Raw genomic sequence first — 18,116 nt, 5'->3', positions numbered from 1 at the left:
GGCTTCTTGTGCAGCCAGCGACCCAAACCGATGCGGCGGGTCTCGCGCTGGAGACGGTTTAGCGGCGCCATCCCGGCGGGACAGGACCTGCCGGATGACCCTCTGCATATTCGTCAGCGAACCCCCCGATGTCGTAGACTAGCCGCGACCTGAACAAACGGGATCGGGGTGATGGAAGGTTTTCGAGGTACGACGATTCTCTCGGTTCGGCGCGGCGGCAAAGTCGTGATCGGCGGCGACGGGCAGGTCTCGCTCGGACAGACGGTCATGAAGGGCAACGCGCGAAAGGTCCGGCGCCTCTTCAAAGGGCAGGTCATCGCCGGGTTCGCCGGGGCCACGGCGGACGCCTTCACGCTCTTCGAGCGCTTCGAGGGCAAGCTCGAGAAGCACCAGGGTCACCTGACCCGATCCGCCGTCGAGTTGGCGAAGGACTGGCGGACCGATCGTATGCTGCGCCGGCTCGAGGCGTTGCTCTGCATCGCCGACGCGCAGACCTCTCTCATCATCTCGGGAACGGGCGACGTAGTGGAGCCGGAGAACGACCTGATGGCCATCGGGTCCGGCGGATCCTTTGCTCAGGCCGCGGCCCGCGCGCTGCTCGAAAACACTGAGCTCGGCGCCCGCGAGATCGTCGAGAAGGGCTTGAACATCGCCGCGGACATTTGCATCTATACCAATCACAATCTGGTGATCGAAGAGCTCGATACAGACCGGTGAAGGCTGTCTGTCGCGCCACGGCCGGGCCTGTTGGCCGCGACCGTTTCCGGTACCCGCAAGTGTCGCCGTCGGTTCGCGCCGCGAATCCTATGCGCGAGCCCGCGGCGGCCCTCGACGAAACCTCGTGAGGTCGATCCTCTATCCAAATCGGTCGCTCGACTCGGGCGACCCCCTCGACGGACAGGTCCAGATGTCGGAAATCACCCCACAACGCATCGTCTCGGAGCTCGACAAGCACATCGTCGGTCAGGACGAGGCAAAGCGCGCCGTCGCCATCGCCTTGCGTAACCGGTGGCGTCGGGCACAGATCCCGGAGCCGATGCGCTCGGAGATCACACCCAAGAACATCCTGATGATCGGGCCGACCGGTGTAGGCAAGACCGAGATCGCGCGGCGTCTGGCCCGCCTGGCCAACGCACCGTTTTTGAAGGTCGAGGCGACCAAATTCACGGAGGTCGGCTACGTTGGGCGCGATGTCGAGTCCATCATTCGCGACTTGGCGGACATCGGGATCAAGCTCGCGCGCGAACAAGAAATGGCGAAGCTCGCGGGGCAGGCCGAGGCCGCCGCGGAGGAGCGGATCCTCGATGCACTCCTCCCGCCACCTTCGAGCTTCGAGGAGGAAAGCCGCTCCGTGACCAGCTCGGCGACCCGCGAGAAGTTCCGCGATCGCCTGCGCGCCGGCGAGCTCGACGAGCGCGAAATCGAGATCCAGGTCTCCGCCTCGCCGATGGGGGTCGAGATCATGGCCCCGCCCGGGATGGAGGAGATGACGAGCCAGCTTCAGGGGCTCTTCCAGAACCTCGGCCAAGGGCGTATGAAGCGACGCAAGCTGCGCATCCGCGACGCCCGACAGCTGCTCAAGGACGAAGAGGCCGCCAAACGGGTCAACGACGAAGAGCTGAAGCTGCGCGCCATCGAGAACGTCGAGCAGAACGGCATCGTGTTCCTCGACGAGCTCGACAAGGTGACCAAGCGCGGTGAAGGCATGGCGGGCGCCGATGTCTCGCGCGAGGGGGTGCAGCGCGACCTCTTGCCGCTGGTTGAGGGCAGCACCGTGTCGACCAAGCACGGCTCGGTGCGCACGGACCACATCCTCTTTATCGCCTCCGGGGCCTTCCATCTCTCCAAGCCGTCGGATCTGATCCCGGAGCTGCAGGGACGCCTGCCGATTCGCGTCGAGCTCAAGGCCCTGACCACAGAGGATTTCGTGCGGATTCTGACCGAGCCGGACGCCTCCCTGACCGATCAGTACCGCGCCCTGCTTGCCACCGAGGGCGTCGCCCTGGAGTTCACCGAGGACGGCATCCGTCGACTCGCCGAGATCGCCTGGCAGGTCAACGAGCGGACCGAGAACATCGGGGCCCGTCGGCTGCACACCGTCCTGGAACGACTGCTCGAGGACGTCTCCTACAACGCCTCGGACTTGGACCGCGTGACCGTGACCATCAACGCCGCCTATGTCGATCAGAATCTGTCGGGGCTCGCGGCGGACGAGGACCTGTCGCGCTACATCCTCTAAACCGCGTCCACTTCCCCATGTGCCGGTGTCGCCTGCCGTCGAACGCATCTCGGCCTAACGCCGCCGGAGCTGACGCGGTTTAGAACAAGGTCTTTTTGGTCCAATCAACCCCATTCAAAACGTCCGCGTTGGATTCGCGGGCCAAGGAGAACAGCATGCCGACACCGACCGAACTCAACCTACATCAACAATCGCGGATCCTCGAGATCACCTTCGACGACGGCTCGCACTTCAACCTGCCGTGCGAGTACCTGCGCGTCTACTCCCCCTCCGCCGAGGTCCAGGGCCACGGCCCTGGGCAGCGCGTCCTGCAGCTCGGCAAGGAGGAGGTCGGGATCGACAAGATCGAGCCCGTCGGCAACTACGCCATCTGTCTGCACTTCGACGACGAGCACAACACAGGGATCTATTCCTGGGAGTACCTCTACAACCTCGGGGTCGAGCAGGAGCGTTTGTGGAAGGAGTATCTCGACGAGCTGGAGAAGGCCGGACAAAAACGAAAGGTCCGCGCGTCCTGATCCCCGACGCCGCTGTCGTGGACCCGATGTTGTAAACTGAGCCGGCTCGGCAGCGAGCGACTGATCGTCGCCTTGACCGACCCGGATCACACGGCCGTTGCTGCATAACAGCCGCGGCCTTTGAGAAAACCATCGATCTGAACCGCGCCGCCGACGGCCCTTGTTCGCGTCAAGGCCAAAAAACCCCGAAGCGGTGCAGACCCTATCAAGCGCGGTTCAGCAGGGATTCAGCATGTCCGACGACAAAACGACACATTTCGGTTATCAACAGGTCCCGGTCGAGGAGAAGGCATCGCGCGTGCGCGCCGTGTTCGATTCGGTCGCCTCCCGATACGACCTCATGAACGACCTCATGTCCTTGGGCATCCATCGGCTCTGGAAGCGTCACACCATCGAGCTCGCCGGGGTGCGCCGTGGTCAGCGGGTGCTGGATCTCGCCTCCGGTACGGGCGATCTCGCCGAGCGTTTCTCCGGCATCGTCGGCGCGCAGGGGCTGGTGGTCATGTCCGACATCAACGCCTCCATGCTCACCGAGGGGCGCGAGCGCATGCTCGACCGGGGACACGTCGGCAACCTTCACTACGCCCTGATCAACGCCGAGAAGCTGCCGTTCCCTTCGGACTACTTCGACTGCGTCACCATCGGTTTCGGACTGCGCAATGTCACCGACAAACAAGCAGCACTCGTGGAGATGCAACGGGTGCTTCGACCCGGCGGAAGGGCACTGATCCTGGAGTTCTCGCACCCGGTCAGCCGACCCTTGAGCAAAGCTTACGACCTCTACTCCTTCTCGGTCCTGCCGACGCTCGGGCGCCTGGTCGTGAATGACCCCGAGAGCTATCGCTATCTGGCCGAATCCATCCGCATGCACCCGGATCAAGAGACCCTGCGCGCCATGATGGAAGCGGCCGGGTTCGAGCGTTGCGACTACTTCAACCACAGCGGCGGTATCGTCGCCATTCACCGAGGTTACAAACTGTGACCGAAGGCATCCAGATCCCGGACGCGGTACTGGCCGTCGTCGAGCAGGCACTGAACCGCTACATCGCATTGGACCCCGAGGGTGCTGCAGCCTTCGCCGCCCTGGAAGGGCGGATCATCGGCATCGAGCTGAAAGGGTTCGGCACGCGCGTCACCATCATCCCGAGCGACCGACGCCTCCAGCTCTTCGGCGGTTACGACGCCGAGCCCGATTGCCTGATCCGCGGCACCCCGCTCGCGCTCGCCCGCATGGGCATGGCGGAGCGCAAGGAGACGCAGATCATCCAGGGCGAGGTCGAGATTCTCGGCGACACCTCCCTGGCACAAGCCTTCAACCGAGCGATCGCCGGCCTCGACGTGGATTGGGAAGAGCAGCTCGCGCGCGTGATCGGTGACCCCTTCGCCCACCAGGTCGGCAACCAAGCGCGTGCGGCGGCGCAGTGGGCACGCAAGACATCCGAGTCCCTGACCAAGGATCTTCAGGAATACCTTCAGGAAGAGGCCCGCCTGACCCCGACCCGCTACGAGGTCGAGGCATTCCTCGCGCAGGTCGACATCCTGCGCGACGATGTCGAGCGCGCCGAGGCGCGTATCGAACGCCTCGAGCGCCTCGCTCGACCGCACGCGGGGTCCGGCACCCCGTCATGATCGGACCCCGCGAGGCCCTGCGGCTCTTCCGCATCAACTGGATCCTTCTGCGCCACGGACTCGACGAGGTCATCCTCGCGACCCATCTGTTTCGACCGCTGCGCTGGGTCATGTACATCTCGCCATGGCACTGGTTTCGGCGCGACCTGCCGACCTCCTACCCCGTGCGCGTGCGCCTCGCGCTGGAGGATTTGGGTCCCATCTTCGTCAAATTCGGGCAGATCCTCTCGACCCGACGCGATCTACTGCCCGACGACCTGGCCGTCGAGCTGGCCAAGCTCCAGGATCGGGTACCGCCCTTCGACGGCGCGGAGGCACGCGCCATCATCGAGAAGGCCTGGGGCTGCTCGGTCGACCACGTGCTCGACGAATTCAACCCCATCCCGCTTGCCTCCGCCTCCATCGCACAGGTCCACACCGGCCGCCTGAAGAACGGGACCGAGGTCGTGGTCAAGGTGCTGCGACCCGGCATCGAGCGAACCATTCGGGGCGATCTCGGGCTGATGTATACCGTTGCCCATCTCGCCGAACGCTATTGGAAGGACGGGCGGCGCCTGCGCCCGGTCGACGTGGTCCGCGAATACGAGAAGACCATCTACGACGAGCTGGATCTGCAACGCGAGGCCGCCAATGCGTCCCTGCTGCGCCGCAACTGGATCCACAGCGAGATGCTCTACATCCCGGAGATCTACTGGGACTGGACACGCCCCGGCGTCATGGTCATGGAGCGGATCTACGGGACCCCGGTCAGCGATGTCGCCCGGCTGAAGGCCCAAGGCGTGAGCATGAAACAACTCGGCGAGCGCGGAGTCGAGATCTTCTTCACCCAGGTGTTCCGAGACAACTTCTTCCATGCGGACATGCACCCGGGCAACATCTTCGTCGAGCCCTCGGGGCGCTACATCTCGATCGACTTCGGCATTGTCGGCACACTCACCACGGAGGATCAGCGCTATCTCGCCGAGAATCTGCTCGCCTTCTTCGAGCGGGACTATCGGCGCGTTGCCGAGCTGCACGTGGAATCCGGCTGGGTCCCTTCCGGCACCCGAGTGGATGAATTCGAGTCCGCCATCCGCACCGTCAGCGAGCCCATCTTCGAGAAGCCCCTGTCCGAGATCTCCTTCGGGCACTTCCTGGTGCGACTGTTTCAGACCGCGCGGCGCTTCGACATGGAGATCCAACCGCAGTTGGTGCTGCTCGAGAAGACACTGCTCAACATCGAGGGCCTCGGCCGTCAGCTCTACCCCGAGCTGGACCTCTGGACCACCGCGAAGCCTTACATGGAACGCTGGATGAAGGATCAGATCGGGGTCGTCGGGCTACTCGACCGGACCAAGCGCAACTTTATCTCCGTCGCCGATCAGACCCCCGAGATCCCCTTGATGGCCTACCGGATCCTCAGCACCTACGACAAACGACTGCGGGCAGCCGAGGCCGGATCACTCGGAAACCACGGCCGCAGCGCGAGCCACGACAAGGCCGCCTCGACATCCCAGTCGGTCCGCGCACTCGGCGGCGCCACCGTGATCGTCTGCGGCACCCTCGTCCTGCTGCTCGGCCCGGGTCCCTGGCTACCGGCCACGACCGGGGTTGTGCTCGTCGCGGCGTGTTACATGCTTGGCGCGCTGCTGTTTTTCTCTGCGGGGCGGCAAACCTAAGCGTCAGTCGGCTGGCGGCGTGCGACCGTGACGTCGTCGGACGGCCCTTCCCCCGGAAACCAAGTAGGATCCAGCAGGAGCGGCAATGCGACCGGGCATTGCGCCGGAAACCGCGATGCATCGATACCCATGCGACGCGCCGCGGCCGATCGCGCCTTTCGGTAGGCGCTCTCCAGAGAGTCTTTCGCAGTGCCGGCGACCTCTTTATCCTGCTTGATCATCAACTCGGTCTGCCGCCTGACCTGATCAATAATCTCTCGCCGCAGCTCTGATCTCTCCGATTCCCGCTGATGCCATGTGAGCAATTGCACCAAGAGATAGGTCAACTGTCCTTCGATCAGATCGCGATCCGGATCCACGAGGGCGACAACCTCTTCCACAAGACGGTCGACATCGACGGCATCCCAACGACCCTGTCTCAGGAGTCTAGTCGTTTCCATCGCCCAAGCCGATGCATCGGAGCGGGTCGCGACTTTGGACGCAATCTCGAGCGGAAGCTCAACGCTTGCTGCGGTGCTTTTCGCCCCCTCCTGCCGCTGACGATACTGCGTCAAAACCTCCTGCGTCGACCCTGATCCCACAACGCGACCGTGCTCCATCAGCACCGCCTTGTTGCACATTCGCTTGATCAGATCCTCTGAATGGGACGACAACACAATGATCGATACCTGTTCGGTAAAGAGCTTCAGTCGCTCACTGGCTTTCTGCAGGAAAGCCGCATCGCCGGCCCCGATGCCCTCGTCGATCAAAAGAATATCCGGTGCGACCGACGTCGACACGGCGAACGCAAGACGCATCCGCATCCCGGCTGAATAGGTTCGGATCGGCAAGTTGAGAAAATCGCCGAGCTCGGTGAAGTCCGCGATCTCGTCGAGCCGTCCGCGCATCTGAGAGCGACTCAGACCCAGATAGAGGCCTCGTAGAACAATATTCTCATAGCCGGTACTTTCGGGATCCATCCCCAGGCTGATATCGAACAACGGGACAGTCGACCCCCTAACCGCGACCCGCCCCTCATTCGGCTCGTAAATGCCGCCGAGGACACGAAGGAGTGTTGTTTTACCTGCGCCGTTATGGCCGACCAAACCAATCCGATCCCCGCTCTCAAGCTGGAGATTGATATCCTGCAGGGCCTGAACAACCGAAATTCGGTCCGAACCCGACTCGGAACGGATCTGCCCGCCCGTCGCACTTTGTATCAAACGATTCTTGATGGATCTGGTCGCGGAACTATAGACCGGGAAGGATACCGAGACCTTCTCCAGGGTAATGGATGCCATCTGCCTAATCCTCAGACCCAGTAGGCGATCCGCCAGCGATAAGCGGAGTAAAAGAAGAGCGTCACCCCCCAACCAACCACGGCAATCAGCAAGACGGCCAACCAATTACTGAGAGAAGGTGTGTGACCGAGCATCGGCGCGCGAAGGATTTCGACCATGTGATAGAAGGGATTCAACTCCAGCAAGAGTGCGCGGTCCGGTAACATCTCGGGGCGCCAGATGACCGGCGTCAAAAAGAACAGCACCTGGACGATACTGCCGATGATCAGAGGAACATCCCGAAAACGCGCGCTCAGCAGCCCGAAGAAGAGCGCCATCCAAAAGCCGTTGATCAGAAGAATCGCAATCGCAGGGAGAACCCAAAGTGCATTCCAGCTCAGCCCGACGTCATACCACCAAGCCACGGCAACAAATATCCAGATATTGTGGGCGAAGGCGATGACCGCCGTCCACACCTCGCGATAGGCGTAAATGGATACAGGTGCATTGAGCTGGCGAATCATTCCCTCCGCAGAGATAAAGGTCGTACACCCCCCCAGGATCATCGCGGATACGAGACCCCAAATCACGAATCCGGCGGCGAGAAACGGCAGATAGTCATGCAGCTCTTGGCCGAAGATCTGACCGTATAGAAGACCCAGCGCAAACACCATTACACCCATCGAGATCGTGATCCAGAAAGGCCCAAGCGTCGAACGACGATAACGTTGCCGGATATCATGCAGGCCCAAGGTTGCCCAGAGCTCTCGACGCCTCCAGCCTTCCAATATATCGCGCCAAGCCTTTTTGAGCTGCTCCAGCTCAAGACCATGACTGAGCTGCTGAAGCAGGGGCGATTGAATATTACTGGTATTGGATGTCATGACTTGATTCCATTAACGACGCCGTCTATCGCTCCCAGAAGGCGGTTTGCGCGAAAAGCAGCCGCATAGGCACGATGAAGAAGGCGTGTTGCCAGCTCGTCGATAGGTAGCTCGAAGCGAACACGCTCTTGCGCAAATCGATCGAGCATGCGAGCTGATTTCATGATGTCTCCAAAAATCGGCTCGACAAGCTCCCATTCCGACTCCCAATGATCAATCTGCGCCCACGCGCGCGCCTCGGGCTCGGGATGAACTTGAACGAGGATCCGATCCGACTGACCTTGTCGATAACAGTGAACGCAAGCATTTTCGAGACCGATAGGCCGCGTCATATCGATCATGGCATCCGCGTTACGAATCATCGACAGACCCACTCGATGCAGGCGATAGCCAAGCTCGCTCCACTCGAAACCGCTAGGAAAGCGTGAATTCAACGCCCCCTGCTCAAGAAGGAAATCGCGCTTGAAGGAGGGTATTTGCCCGAAAATTGCGGATCCATCCAATGCGGACACAGGCGAAGTCTCGCGCCTGTCGGGGTCCACGCAAATGGATCCGACAAGGGAACGCATCAGCGGAGAACGGGCAGCCTCGCCGCGTAGGCGAGTATAACCGAGGACGCAGACGTGCGGGTCCGGGAACTCCTCGTGAGTAAGATGGTGTTCCTCAAGGCAACGCGCCTCCAAGACATCATTCCCGCTCATGAAAAACACGATACGGCCACGCGCGGCGAACAAACCTGCATTGGGACCGACGGGACTCACGGAATTGCGTCGTGGCGGATGCCGGAGAACAAGAGGGGAAGCGATCGAGTCAAGCCGCGCCAGCGCTTCCTCGCCACGGCCTTCCTCATCAACGCAGACCTCGATCCGGTCCACCCCGAGACTCTGAGCGAGTAGGCTATCGAGGCAATCCCTCAGCCCCGGACACCCGTCAGACAGACGCAGCACGACGCTGATCAGGGGCATCGGGCCCTCCGCTTCAATCCTTATCACGCCCAACTTCCCGTTGCGACCCCTCGACACGCAGGAGAGGTATTAGGACACACTCCGCAGCGTCCTTAGAAAAGTGCTGACGAACAAGCGCTTGGCCTGCGTAAGAGAGGCGATCCCAAAGCGCGTTGTCCCGATGGACGCGAATCACGGAGGCGGCGAAGTCTGCCGGATCCTCGGCGATCAAGGCATTGATCTCATGAGTCAACCCCATCCCTTCCGCCCCGACACCCGTCGTCACGACGGGCAGGCCGAGGGCGAGACTCTGACCGACCTTCCCCTTCATTCCCGCCCCATGGCGTAGCGGGGCAACGAAAACACGCATGCGTCGAAACCATGGTTCCACGTCACGAACATACCCGACCGGCCGAACGCGTCGAGACTTCAGCGTGCGCACGGAATAAGGCATATCGCTGCCGACGATGTAAAAGTGGGCTGCCGGGATCTGCTCGAGAATCCGAGGGAAGATATCTCTGACGAAGTAAAATACCGCGTCTACGTTTGGCGGATGACTAAAGCTACCGATAAAGAAAAGGCCGGATCGGCCAGACACCGGAGGGACAACCGAAGAAACCGCATGAATATTCGGCAAGACGCAAACTTTCAACTCCGGATCTTCGTCCAAGAGAGCCCGCTTTTCATCCTCGGTTATGGCAATCGTCAGATCGGAACACCGCGCGTTGCATATTTCGATGCGCCGAAATGACTCCGCAAGATGAGAAAGCGCCTTCGGATCCTGGCTGAAGGGAATACCGCGGCGCAAACGGATCCAATGCAGGTCGACCGTGTCGTAGATCACTTCGGCCCGCGGCGCAAGGGCTCGCACCATCGGCAAATACCGTTCAGCAATCTCCGGACGTGAGACCCACGCGAATCGGTAGATACCGCCGTTTACAATCAGATGTCTCCATGCGCTTTCCTGACCGATCAGCAAAGAGACCCCGATCTTCTGGAGCGATCTTCTATAGGAAACACCCTCCGCATCTCGGTCACCTATGAAATCGACGCCCCATCCTGCCTCGCGCATCAAATCCAGGATCATGCGCATACGAAACGACCCTGAATCGCGGTCGGGGGTCGGTGGTTTCCAATCAATGACCAGTATGCGGTGCGCTTCAACCCGACTCGGCGGAAACAGGGCGGACCAATCTCCCGTCCAGGGAGGGACGAGCTGCGACCAGCACGGCTGCGCCAACCCCTCTCCGACAAAAAGTGGAACCCGAGATGCGCGAATTGCGGCCTTGATCTGTTCGCGTCGGGCGTCGTTAAGCGGCAGCCGCCGGAAGAGAGACCGCAGAGCGCGCTCCACAGCGGCTTTCCAAGGCGCCATCGCGTCAAGACCCGACACGCGAAGCGGATCTCGTGATGGACCGAGACCCTGGCATCACGAGATCGACCGGTCCACTAAGCCGAGCTGCTCCAAGCGACGCCGGTAACGGGCACCGACCGCCGCAGGACTATGGAATGCACGAATGTAGCGAGCACCTGCACCCCCCTTCGCCGCCGCGAAGGCCCGGTCGTCGACAAGACGCCGCATAAAATCCGCCGCCATCTCAACATCGGCCTCGGCCCAGAGCTGCCCCGCACCATGTGGGTATTCGCCGTTGCCGACCGGGACCAAGGCGCAATCGACCAGGCAGCAGTTCTCTTCGTTCGTGAAATCCAGATTGCCGGAATATCCGGTCGCAATCACCGGCTTACCCATCAACATCGCCTCTGCAAGACCTCGCCCGAAGCCCTCCGACCTGTGCAAAGAGACGAAGCAGTCGCAGCGGCTCATCAGCGACCTGATCTCCCGATCGTCCATCACACGATCGAGCCAAGTGATGCGTTGGTCGTCGGCGATGCCGCTACTCTTGAAGTCCTCGTAGGCATCGGCGCATTCTGACATACCATTCGTTTTGATGACGAGACCGACCGAATCGTCTGCACTCGAAAACGCTTGTCGAAATGCATTAAGGACAGCCAATGGGTTTTTACGGCTGACGAATGAGCGAAAGTCAAAAAAGAAAAGAAAGAGAAATCGATCTTCGGGCAGTCCGAGTGCCCGACGCGACGCGGCTGCGGTGATGCGGTGCTCCACTGCAAGCGGCATCCATACGACAGGACAATCGGCCTTCTCGGCAATCGCCTGTTGAATAAAACGCGAAGGCGCCCAGATTTCGTCCAAACCCTCGAATGCCGGCAACCAAGCATCCGGAAAGCGGCTGAGCTCCCAGGCCCAATAACCGATATTGTAGGCGCCGCAATCCAGACTTTCGCCCTGATACTGCCACGCCCTCTCCATCTCGTCGGCGTTCAAGACGAGAATGTTGGCGCGGTAGACTGCCGTCGAATCCTCGCGATGCATCAAGTCGAAATCCTTATGCATCCCCGCCGTCTCGCGGCCGTAGTCACCGTAAAGATTTCGCGTGGCGAAGGGGATCGCTGCGGCTTCGCAAGCAGATGCAGCCGTTCGAATATCCTCCGCCCGACCCAGGACGGCATAGGGATGCCCAATCAAGAGTGCACCCGGCGCCGCGGTGATTCGCTGCGGAGGATCCGTCGGTTTTTTCGCAGGCCGCCTCTCCCGAGACTCCTCGGTGTCCCGCAAGTCCGCTTCGCGGTCGTGCGCCGACCTCCAAACGCCGAGCAGACGATCGCGCAAACCCGCCAAGCCGTCCGCACGCGCGATCCTCAGCGCTCGCTCAAAAACCGGAATGAGCCCACCCTGCCGAGCAAAAATGTTGCGGAGAGGGATCAACATACGCTGGTTCGGACGGATTGGACCGACGTGCGAAGGCCCGTCGAAACGTATGGAACCGACGCGCTTACGCGCCGCAAAGGCGCCATATCGCCCAGAGCCGCCCGAGTCGCTTCAAGGTAGCCATGGCCGTAATGCTGATCCGGCTCCAGGTGATTTCCTTCAGCCCATTCGTTCCAGGCATTCACGAAGACGAATCGCTCCCCTGGAGGATTCAAGCGCCTCGACTGCGTCACAAGCGTCGAAAGCCAATGCTCATAGAACTCTGGTGTAGAATGCAAAAAGATCGTGCCCGCATCCTGCCTTCGAGCAGTATTATCCCAGGAGGGCATTGCCGTGCGAAAAAACCGATGATCCGGCAACGGGCGCTGCATGAACCGCTCGGCGGTTGCCGGATAATCATAGACCTGCCCTGAAAATGCCGGGTTGTCTGTAGGGGGCTGAGGATCGAGCGGAACCGAGAGATCGTGCGGGGGGAACTCAACGATCGCGTCGAATCCAAAATCCGCCGGATCGGAAGACAAACCGAAACTTTGAACGCAAGCGAGATAAATCTCACCCAACCCCGAACGAACGCAATATTCGCGCCAGATCTCGGCAGTACGCCTCGGCTCGGGAAACAACTCGATACGATAAACGAGAATCAACGGACGGCCGTGTATTCGAATATAGCGGTGGTCTCGGAGAAATGGTTGCAGATGACGAATGAATGCCAAATCGTCCGTTTCCGAATGCTGCTGCGCAATCAGGATATCCGCCTCACGCCCGTCCCAGCGCCGAGACCAGCTCTCGTTGGCCCAGCAGATACAAAACGGAAAGTCGGGCTGTCCGGATGCCAGCATGTCATCGATCGGGCGCTGCAGCAATCGTTTGCCGGCAAACCAATAATGGTAATAACAAAACCCGTAGATGCCGTAATCGCGCGCCAAATCGGCTTGTGCCTGCCGAGTCTCGGCAAGCCTAAGATCGTAGAACCCGAGATCCGCCGGCAGATGCGGCTGCCGGTGACCCGTAAAGTTCGGTGTTGCGCGGGTGACATTGGTCCACTCGGTGAATCCCTTGCCCCACCATCGATCGTTTTCCGGGATAGGATGAAACTGCGGCAAAAAGAACGCAATCAGCCGAACCGTATCCAGGTCATCGAGTGTCGACTGCCACCGGCCGAGAAAGATTGCGCTGTTCGCTGCAATTCGGGTCGACTTCTCGGACGGGCGAGCGTTCGTCGAGACACTCAGATGATGCAGGACGACGGAGCTCGGTTCGTAGACCACATGACGCCCGAGCGCCTGAACGCGCAAGGAGAGATCGCAGTCCTCGTAGTACGCCGGCGCGTAGACTTCGTCGAATCCCCCGAGGCGGTTGAACAGCGACGTCTCGATCAGGATACTCGCGCCCGAGCAGTGGTCGACCCGCCGGCGCCGGCTGTAAACCGGTTCTGAAGGATCTCCGTTAAGACCAATCAACTCGACCCGCCCGTCGCGCTTGAGGGCGGCTCCCGCCTCCTGCAAATGCCCACTAGGATAAATCAGCTTGGAACCAGCGATTCCGGTGTCCGGCTCATGCACGAAGACATCGACCAGGGCGTCGAGCCATCCGGCCTGGACCTGAGTGTCGTTATTCAGGAGATGTAGGTAACGGCCTCGCGCCAGAGCAGCGCCCCGGTTACAGCTCAACAGAAAACCCCGGTTGACGTCGTTACGTACATGACGGATTCCCGTGACGGCGCTAAGCAGCTCGGATGTCTCGTCGGTCGACGCATCGTCGATGACGATGATCTCGATCGAAACCCGCGGCGGCGCCGCAGCGATGGACTGCAGACAACACAGCGTAAATCCGACCTGATTGTGAACCGGCATGAGGATGGTGACCTCGGGATCCGGGTCCAACGGAAGCACAAGATCGACGGCCGCCTCCAGGAAACCAGTCTCTAGAGAAGGGAAGAGGTGCGGTGGTGCAATTCGCGAAACCGGCTCATCGTGGTACGAAACCTCCTCTGGGTTCTGCTGTTCGCGCCAGTGCCGATAGCTCGCCGTGTGCCTTATAAACGGCGAAAACATCCGATAGGAGAAAGACTTTAAGGCTATTTTCCCGCCGGCCGGCAACGGAAGCCGGTGGTAAATGGCGCGTATCGCACGCCCGGCCATGGCCTTGGCGTCAGACGGTGCTTTCAAGAGATGGGGGCGCGGGGCTCTCATGTAGACAAACAACTAAACCGGTCAAAACTCTCGCCGCGAGACGAGCGGAGCCCGCAAGCCCTCGGTGTTCCAAGGCCGGCGCCGGCCGCTTGGCCGTCGGGGAGCACCCGAGGCGAAACGGAGGCGTCGGCAAGATCGATCTTGAGGATGCGAAAAAGCGGGACGATTTGCGCGCCGAAGCATTGAACGACACGCCTCTATCTTACCAGCAGCGTCGATACAAGCCAGCATCCATGTTGTCTTGACGAGCCTGCGCACTCGACGGCCGCTTCTGCTACGCGACTCCCGATCCAAACCCGAACGCTCCGGCCGCCTTTCGTCGCGACTCCAGTGGATTGGTAGCGTTCGACGATTAGCACCTTGGATCCGTTCTCAAGTATTATCGTCGGATCGAGGTTGACGGATGGACTTCGACTGATCCTGGGCACGAAACGACGGTCGCGGAACATCCCCCCCGGGCCGTCGAAGGGTACGCCACACGCCTAATGCCTCGCACAGGTCGATGTGCCCGGCTGCTTTGCGCAGCGCGTCGGGCAACGCCGAGCATGTCCGTTACATTTCAGATGCGCCTCGATCTACTTGTGCCCCCGTCACGCTTATCTAGCCAGCGGAGTCGCCGCGCCAAGAACTGCCCTATCTCGCTGAAACGCTTCGATTCGCAATATGAAGAACCTGCCAGGGACATCGAGCCAGAATTCGTCGGAACACCTTCCGGGTCATGGCCCTGTCCTGGTGGTCGCCGCCGAGCCGGGCGACGAGATTTTCGGCTGCGGCGGGGCCTGCTGCCGACACGTCACGTCCGGGGACGACGTTCTCGTAGTGGTCGTCACCGACGGTTGTCATGATATCGCCGACGCGTCGACGAGAACCGAGACCAAGCGCTGCCTCGAATCCGAGAGTCGCGCGGCCTCACGGGTCGTAGGGTCTCAACAGCCGATTTTCTGGGGTGAGCCGCCCTCGGAGATGGATTACGGCGAAAAGATGATCCGGAGGCTCGTTCGAATCGCCGAGGAGACCGGCGCCAAGCTGATCTACGCTCCGTCCGTCCATGACCCCGATTCGACACGCTCCATGATCGGCCTTGTCGCGCACGAGGCGGTCCGTCGCCTTCCGAGCGAGTGCGCTTTGGTCGTCTACGAGATCGATGTACCGCTACAACCCAATCTGCTCCTCGATATCACCCCGGTCCTCGACCTGAAACAGGCGGCCGCGGAATGCTTCGATTCGCGGCCCGACAACCATCAGCGCAGAGAGCAGGTTGCCGCCTTGAACCGACTCCGTGCCTATACCTTGCCTCAGGAGATTCAGGCTGCGGAAGGGCTGGCGGTCATCCGAGGCGAAGACCTCTCCCGGCCGGTTCCGGGCATCTCGGCCCGATTGAAAACTTGGAGCGAGTCACCGTCGGACCAACCCTTGGTCTCCGTCGTGATCCGCAGCGCAAACCGCCCCGAGCTGGCCGACGCACTCGATTCGATTGCCGCCCAAACCTATCGGCGCATCGAGGTCGTTTTGGTTGATGTCGAGGGACATAGAACCTCGCCCCCCGAAGCCTGGTGTGGGCAGTTTCCTCTGCATACGGCATCGACGGGCACACCGCTCGGTCGCGGAGCCGCCGCGAATCTCGGCGTGATGTCGGCAACAGGTCAATATGTCGTTTTCCTGGATGACGACGATTGGTTTCTCCCGGACCATGTCAGCTGCCTCGTCTGGGCATTGCGCCGTTCCGATACCGCTCGCGCTGCCTATTCCGGCATCGAATGCCGCAAGAGAAACGAAAGCGGGGGTTGGGACCTCGTCCATGTGTTCAACGAACGCCACGATGCAACCCGACTCCTGGTCGAAAACTATCTACCGATTCATTCCGTGCTCTTCGAACGATCCCTCTTCGGGGGCGAGATCCGCTTCGATGAGGAACTTTCTCTTTACGAAGACTGGGACTTCTGGGTCAAGCTGAGCATTCGGTCGAATTTCCTGCACGTCGACCGGATCACCGCCGTCTATCGAATCTCGGAAGGGAGCGGCTTCGGCGTTCGCGCTCCGACGCCCGAAACGCGGGCAGGCCTCGAGGCGTTTTTCGATCTTTGGCGTCGACGCTGGACCCTGGCTCAGGTGATTGCGATCGCCGGCTACACGAAGCATCAGGTCGCAGCCGCGAAAGCGGAGTCCCAGCGACAATGCGATGCTCTACGCGAAGACCTGCGGGTCATGCAGGCGCGTGAGCAACGGCACGTGGAGCTAGAGCAATCGGTCGAAATTCTGCAGAAGACGCTGGCGGCACGCGAGGCTCGAATTGACTTCCTGGAGACTGCAACCAACGGGCGCATCACAAATTTAGACCGAATTACGGCGGCACTCGCTGCCTGTCAAGCGCGTCTCGCAAAGCTTGAGTCGGAAGGTATCGAAAAATCGGCGCGGATCGACACCCTGGAGGACGCTCTCTCCCAAGAAGTCGAAAAATCCCAGGAGATTGAATCCTCCCTCAGCGCCTCCGTCTCCGAAATGCACGCCCTTCGCTCGGCGCTCGATGCAGAGCGCCTGCAGGTCGCTGCGCTCGAGGAAATCGCCGCTGCCCGCGTGACGAAGGCACAGTCTTTGGAAAGCGAGCTGACGTCGGCGCTCGAGTTGGCGCGGTCAAGCGCGGCACAGCGGGATCTGCTCGCCGATCGCCTGAACTCAATGTATGCGAGCGCGTTTTGGCCCTTGGCGGCAAAGCTCCTCCGGCTTGAGCACGGGCAGTGGGCTTTCACGCGTCCTTTCTCGGCAGCGGCGAAGGTCGCATGGTGGTCGGCGACCTTCACGCTGCCCTCCGCAATCCTTAGACGATCGCGCGCACGACGTATCCTCGCGTCGGGTTTGTTCGAGGAAGCCTGGTATACCCAACGGTATCCCGACATCTTGCTCGCCGGTTACCGCCCGATACTCCATTGGCTCACTGTGGGGGCCCGAGAGCGCCGCAACCCTCATCCTTTGTTCGATACGGCATGGTATCTCGCGCAATGTCCGGACGCGGTCGCTAGCGAAATCGATCCGCTTATTCATTATCTGGACACGGGAGCCGGCGCAGGCCTAGACCCGCATCCCTTGTTCGATACGGATTGGTACCTCGCCAGCAATCCCGATGTGGCCGAGACGGGTATCAACCCGCTCGTGCATTTCATCACTGCGGGCATCAACGAAGGCAGAAACCCTCACCCGCTTTTCGACGCTTCGTGGTATCTCGAACAGAACCCGGATGTCGCCGAAGCCGGGAGGAACCCGCTTGTCCATTTCATCGAGCAAGGTGTTCGAGAAGGACGGCATCCGCACCCCCTGTTCCGGTTGGATTGGTATGTTGCAGACAATCCCGAGCTTCAAGGATCGGAGACTAACCCCCTGATTCATTTTCTGACCTACGGCACGAGAACCAACGAGGGACCGCATGGGCTATTCGACGGCCCCTGGTACCTGGCAGTCAACCCGGACGTGGCCGACACTGGGTTACACCCCTTCCTTCACTACATCCGGCAAGGATGGATCGAACACCGCTCCCCTCATCCACTTTTCGATACGACGTGGTATCTCGAGCACGGCGCGGATGTACTCGCCGCAGGGATCGACCCGTTGCGGCACTATGTGGTATCCGGGGCTTTCGAAGGCCGGGATCCGAGTCCGCTGTTCGACACCGATTGGTATCGCGAGCAAAATCCAGACATCCTCGACGCCAATCCGCTTCACCACTATCTGACCGCGGGAGCCTACGAGGGCCGTGACCCCCACCCCCTCTTCGATTCGTCCTGGTATCTCGACAACTACCCGGACGTGTCCGACAGTGGACGCAATCCTCTCGTCGACTTTCTGTTGTTCGGCGCGGAGCAAGGCTGCAACCCGAGTTCGGAATTCGACACCGGCTGGTATTGGTCCAGGTATCCAGACACCCGAGCACTCACTCGACTTTGGCCATTTCCGGGCCTCGGCGGAAGCGCCGCGAGGCGCCGGGAGCGACGGTGACAGACCCGATTGATG

At 60.9% G+C, this 18,116-nt stretch carries 13 protein-coding genes; 7 read left to right on the top strand and 6 right to left on the bottom strand.

Annotation, left to right across the window (positions count from 1 at the left end):
- The first annotated feature begins 171 nt into the window (after positions 1-171).
- From hslV to ubiB, 6 genes are all read left to right on the top strand, one after another.
- Positions 172-717, top strand: coding sequence for an ATP-dependent protease subunit HslV (gene hslV / locus LT988_RS14795; RefSeq protein ID WP_232406326.1), 546 nt, complete (start codon positions 172-174; stop codon positions 715-717).
- A 190-nt stretch (positions 718-907) separates the two neighbouring features.
- On the top strand, positions 908-2,239 hold the full coding sequence (gene hslU, locus LT988_RS14790) for an ATP-dependent protease ATPase subunit HslU (protein WP_232406325.1): 1,332 nt from the start codon (positions 908-910) through the stop codon (positions 2,237-2,239).
- A gap of 155 nt (positions 2,240-2,394) precedes the next feature.
- On the top strand, positions 2,395-2,757 hold the full coding sequence (locus tag LT988_RS14785; RefSeq protein WP_232406324.1) for a gamma-butyrobetaine hydroxylase-like domain-containing protein: 363 nt from the start codon (positions 2,395-2,397) through the stop codon (positions 2,755-2,757).
- Positions 2,758-2,989: 232 nt separating this feature from the next.
- Positions 2,990-3,739: a bifunctional demethylmenaquinone methyltransferase/2-methoxy-6-polyprenyl-1,4-benzoquinol methylase UbiE gene (gene ubiE, locus LT988_RS14780; protein WP_232406323.1), complete on the top strand. Its 750-nt coding sequence runs from the start codon at positions 2,990-2,992 to the stop codon at positions 3,737-3,739.
- A complete protein-coding gene (locus tag LT988_RS14775; RefSeq protein ID WP_232406322.1) occupies positions 3,736-4,386 on the top strand; it encodes a ubiquinone biosynthesis accessory factor UbiJ in 651 nt (216 codons plus the stop codon). The genes ubiE and LT988_RS14775 overlap by 4 nt, the downstream gene beginning before the upstream one ends.
- Complete coding sequence (ubiB, locus tag LT988_RS14770) at positions 4,383-6,044, top strand: ubiquinone biosynthesis regulatory protein kinase UbiB (RefSeq protein WP_232406321.1); 1,662 nt, start codon at positions 4,383-4,385, stop codon at positions 6,042-6,044. The genes LT988_RS14775 and ubiB overlap by 4 nt, the downstream gene beginning before the upstream one ends.
- Here ubiB and LT988_RS14765 read toward each other — a convergent pair.
- The 6 genes from LT988_RS14765 to LT988_RS14740 all read right to left on the bottom strand — a co-directional run bounded on the left by LT988_RS14765 (position 6,041) and on the right by LT988_RS14740 (position 14,063).
- The gene (locus LT988_RS14765; RefSeq protein WP_232406320.1) at positions 6,041-7,324 is read right to left on the bottom strand and encodes a DUF29 family protein; all 1,284 of its coding nucleotides are present in this window, start codon (positions 7,322-7,324) and stop codon (positions 6,041-6,043) included. The two genes, ubiB and LT988_RS14765, sit on opposite strands and share 4 nt — an antisense overlap.
- Before the next feature lie 11 nt (positions 7,325-7,335).
- Positions 7,336-8,187, bottom strand: a complete 852-nt coding sequence (locus LT988_RS14760; RefSeq protein ID WP_232406319.1) for an ABC transporter permease — start codon at positions 8,185-8,187, stop codon at positions 7,336-7,338.
- Complete coding sequence (locus tag LT988_RS14755; protein WP_232406318.1) at positions 8,184-9,152, bottom strand: glycosyltransferase family A protein; 969 nt, start codon at positions 9,150-9,152, stop codon at positions 8,184-8,186. Before LT988_RS14755 ends, LT988_RS14760 begins: the two co-directional genes overlap by 4 nt.
- A gap of 13 nt (positions 9,153-9,165) precedes the next feature.
- Positions 9,166-10,224: a glycosyltransferase gene (locus LT988_RS14750; RefSeq protein WP_232406317.1), complete on the bottom strand. Its 1,059-nt coding sequence runs from the start codon at positions 10,222-10,224 to the stop codon at positions 9,166-9,168.
- Positions 10,225-10,560: 336 nt separating this feature from the next.
- Positions 10,561-11,526 carry a glycosyltransferase gene (locus LT988_RS14745; protein WP_232406316.1) on the bottom strand — a complete coding sequence of 322 codons (966 nt, stop codon included), beginning with the start codon at positions 11,524-11,526 and terminating at the stop codon, positions 10,561-10,563.
- Positions 11,527-11,915: 389 nt separating this feature from the next.
- Positions 11,916-14,063: a glycoside hydrolase family 99-like domain-containing protein gene (locus LT988_RS14740; RefSeq protein WP_232406315.1), complete on the bottom strand. Its 2,148-nt coding sequence runs from the start codon at positions 14,061-14,063 to the stop codon at positions 11,916-11,918.
- 714 nt (positions 14,064-14,777) lie between these two features.
- Between LT988_RS14740 and LT988_RS14735 the strand changes: the two genes are divergently transcribed.
- A complete protein-coding gene (locus tag LT988_RS14735; RefSeq protein WP_232406314.1) occupies positions 14,778-18,101 on the top strand; it encodes a PIG-L family deacetylase in 3,324 nt (1,107 codons plus the stop codon).
- The last annotated feature ends 15 nt before the right edge of the window (positions 18,102-18,116 follow it).

The sequence above is a fragment of the Thiocapsa bogorovii genome, assembly GCF_021228795.1.
Lineage (GTDB): Bacteria > Pseudomonadota > Gammaproteobacteria > Chromatiales > Chromatiaceae > Thiocapsa > Thiocapsa bogorovii.
The sequence above is the reverse complement of the archived record's forward strand: the minus strand, read 5'-3'. Positions and strand labels throughout refer to the sequence as shown.

Coding starts and splice junctions, on each gene's coding strand:
- LT988_RS14785 (WP_232406324.1), top strand. CDS start 2,395: ATGCCGACACCGACCGAACTCAACCTACATCAACAATCGCGGATCCTC.
- LT988_RS14760 (WP_232406319.1), bottom strand. CDS start 8,187: ATGACATCCAATACCAGTAATATTCAATCGCCCCTGCTTCAGCAGCTC.
- LT988_RS14750 (WP_232406317.1), bottom strand. CDS start 10,224: ATGCGCATGATCCTGGATTTGATGCGCGAGGCAGGATGGGGCGTCGAT.
- ubiB (WP_232406321.1), top strand. CDS start 4,383: ATGATCGGACCCCGCGAGGCCCTGCGGCTCTTCCGCATCAACTGGATC.
- LT988_RS14765 (WP_232406320.1), bottom strand. CDS start 7,324: ATGGCATCCATTACCCTGGAGAAGGTCTCGGTATCCTTCCCGGTCTAT.
- LT988_RS14735 (WP_232406314.1), top strand. CDS start 14,778: ATGAAGAACCTGCCAGGGACATCGAGCCAGAATTCGTCGGAACACCTT.
- LT988_RS14755 (WP_232406318.1), bottom strand. CDS start 9,152: ATGCCCCTGATCAGCGTCGTGCTGCGTCTGTCTGACGGGTGTCCGGGG.
- hslU (WP_232406325.1), top strand. CDS start 908: ATGTCGGAAATCACCCCACAACGCATCGTCTCGGAGCTCGACAAGCAC.
- ubiE (WP_232406323.1), top strand. CDS start 2,990: ATGTCCGACGACAAAACGACACATTTCGGTTATCAACAGGTCCCGGTC.
- LT988_RS14740 (WP_232406315.1), bottom strand. CDS start 14,063: ATGGCCGGGCGTGCGATACGCGCCATTTACCACCGGCTTCCGTTGCCG.
- hslV (WP_232406326.1), top strand. CDS start 172: ATGGAAGGTTTTCGAGGTACGACGATTCTCTCGGTTCGGCGCGGCGGC.
- LT988_RS14745 (WP_232406316.1), bottom strand. CDS start 11,526: ATGCATCGCGAGGATTCGACGGCAGTCTACCGCGCCAACATTCTCGTC.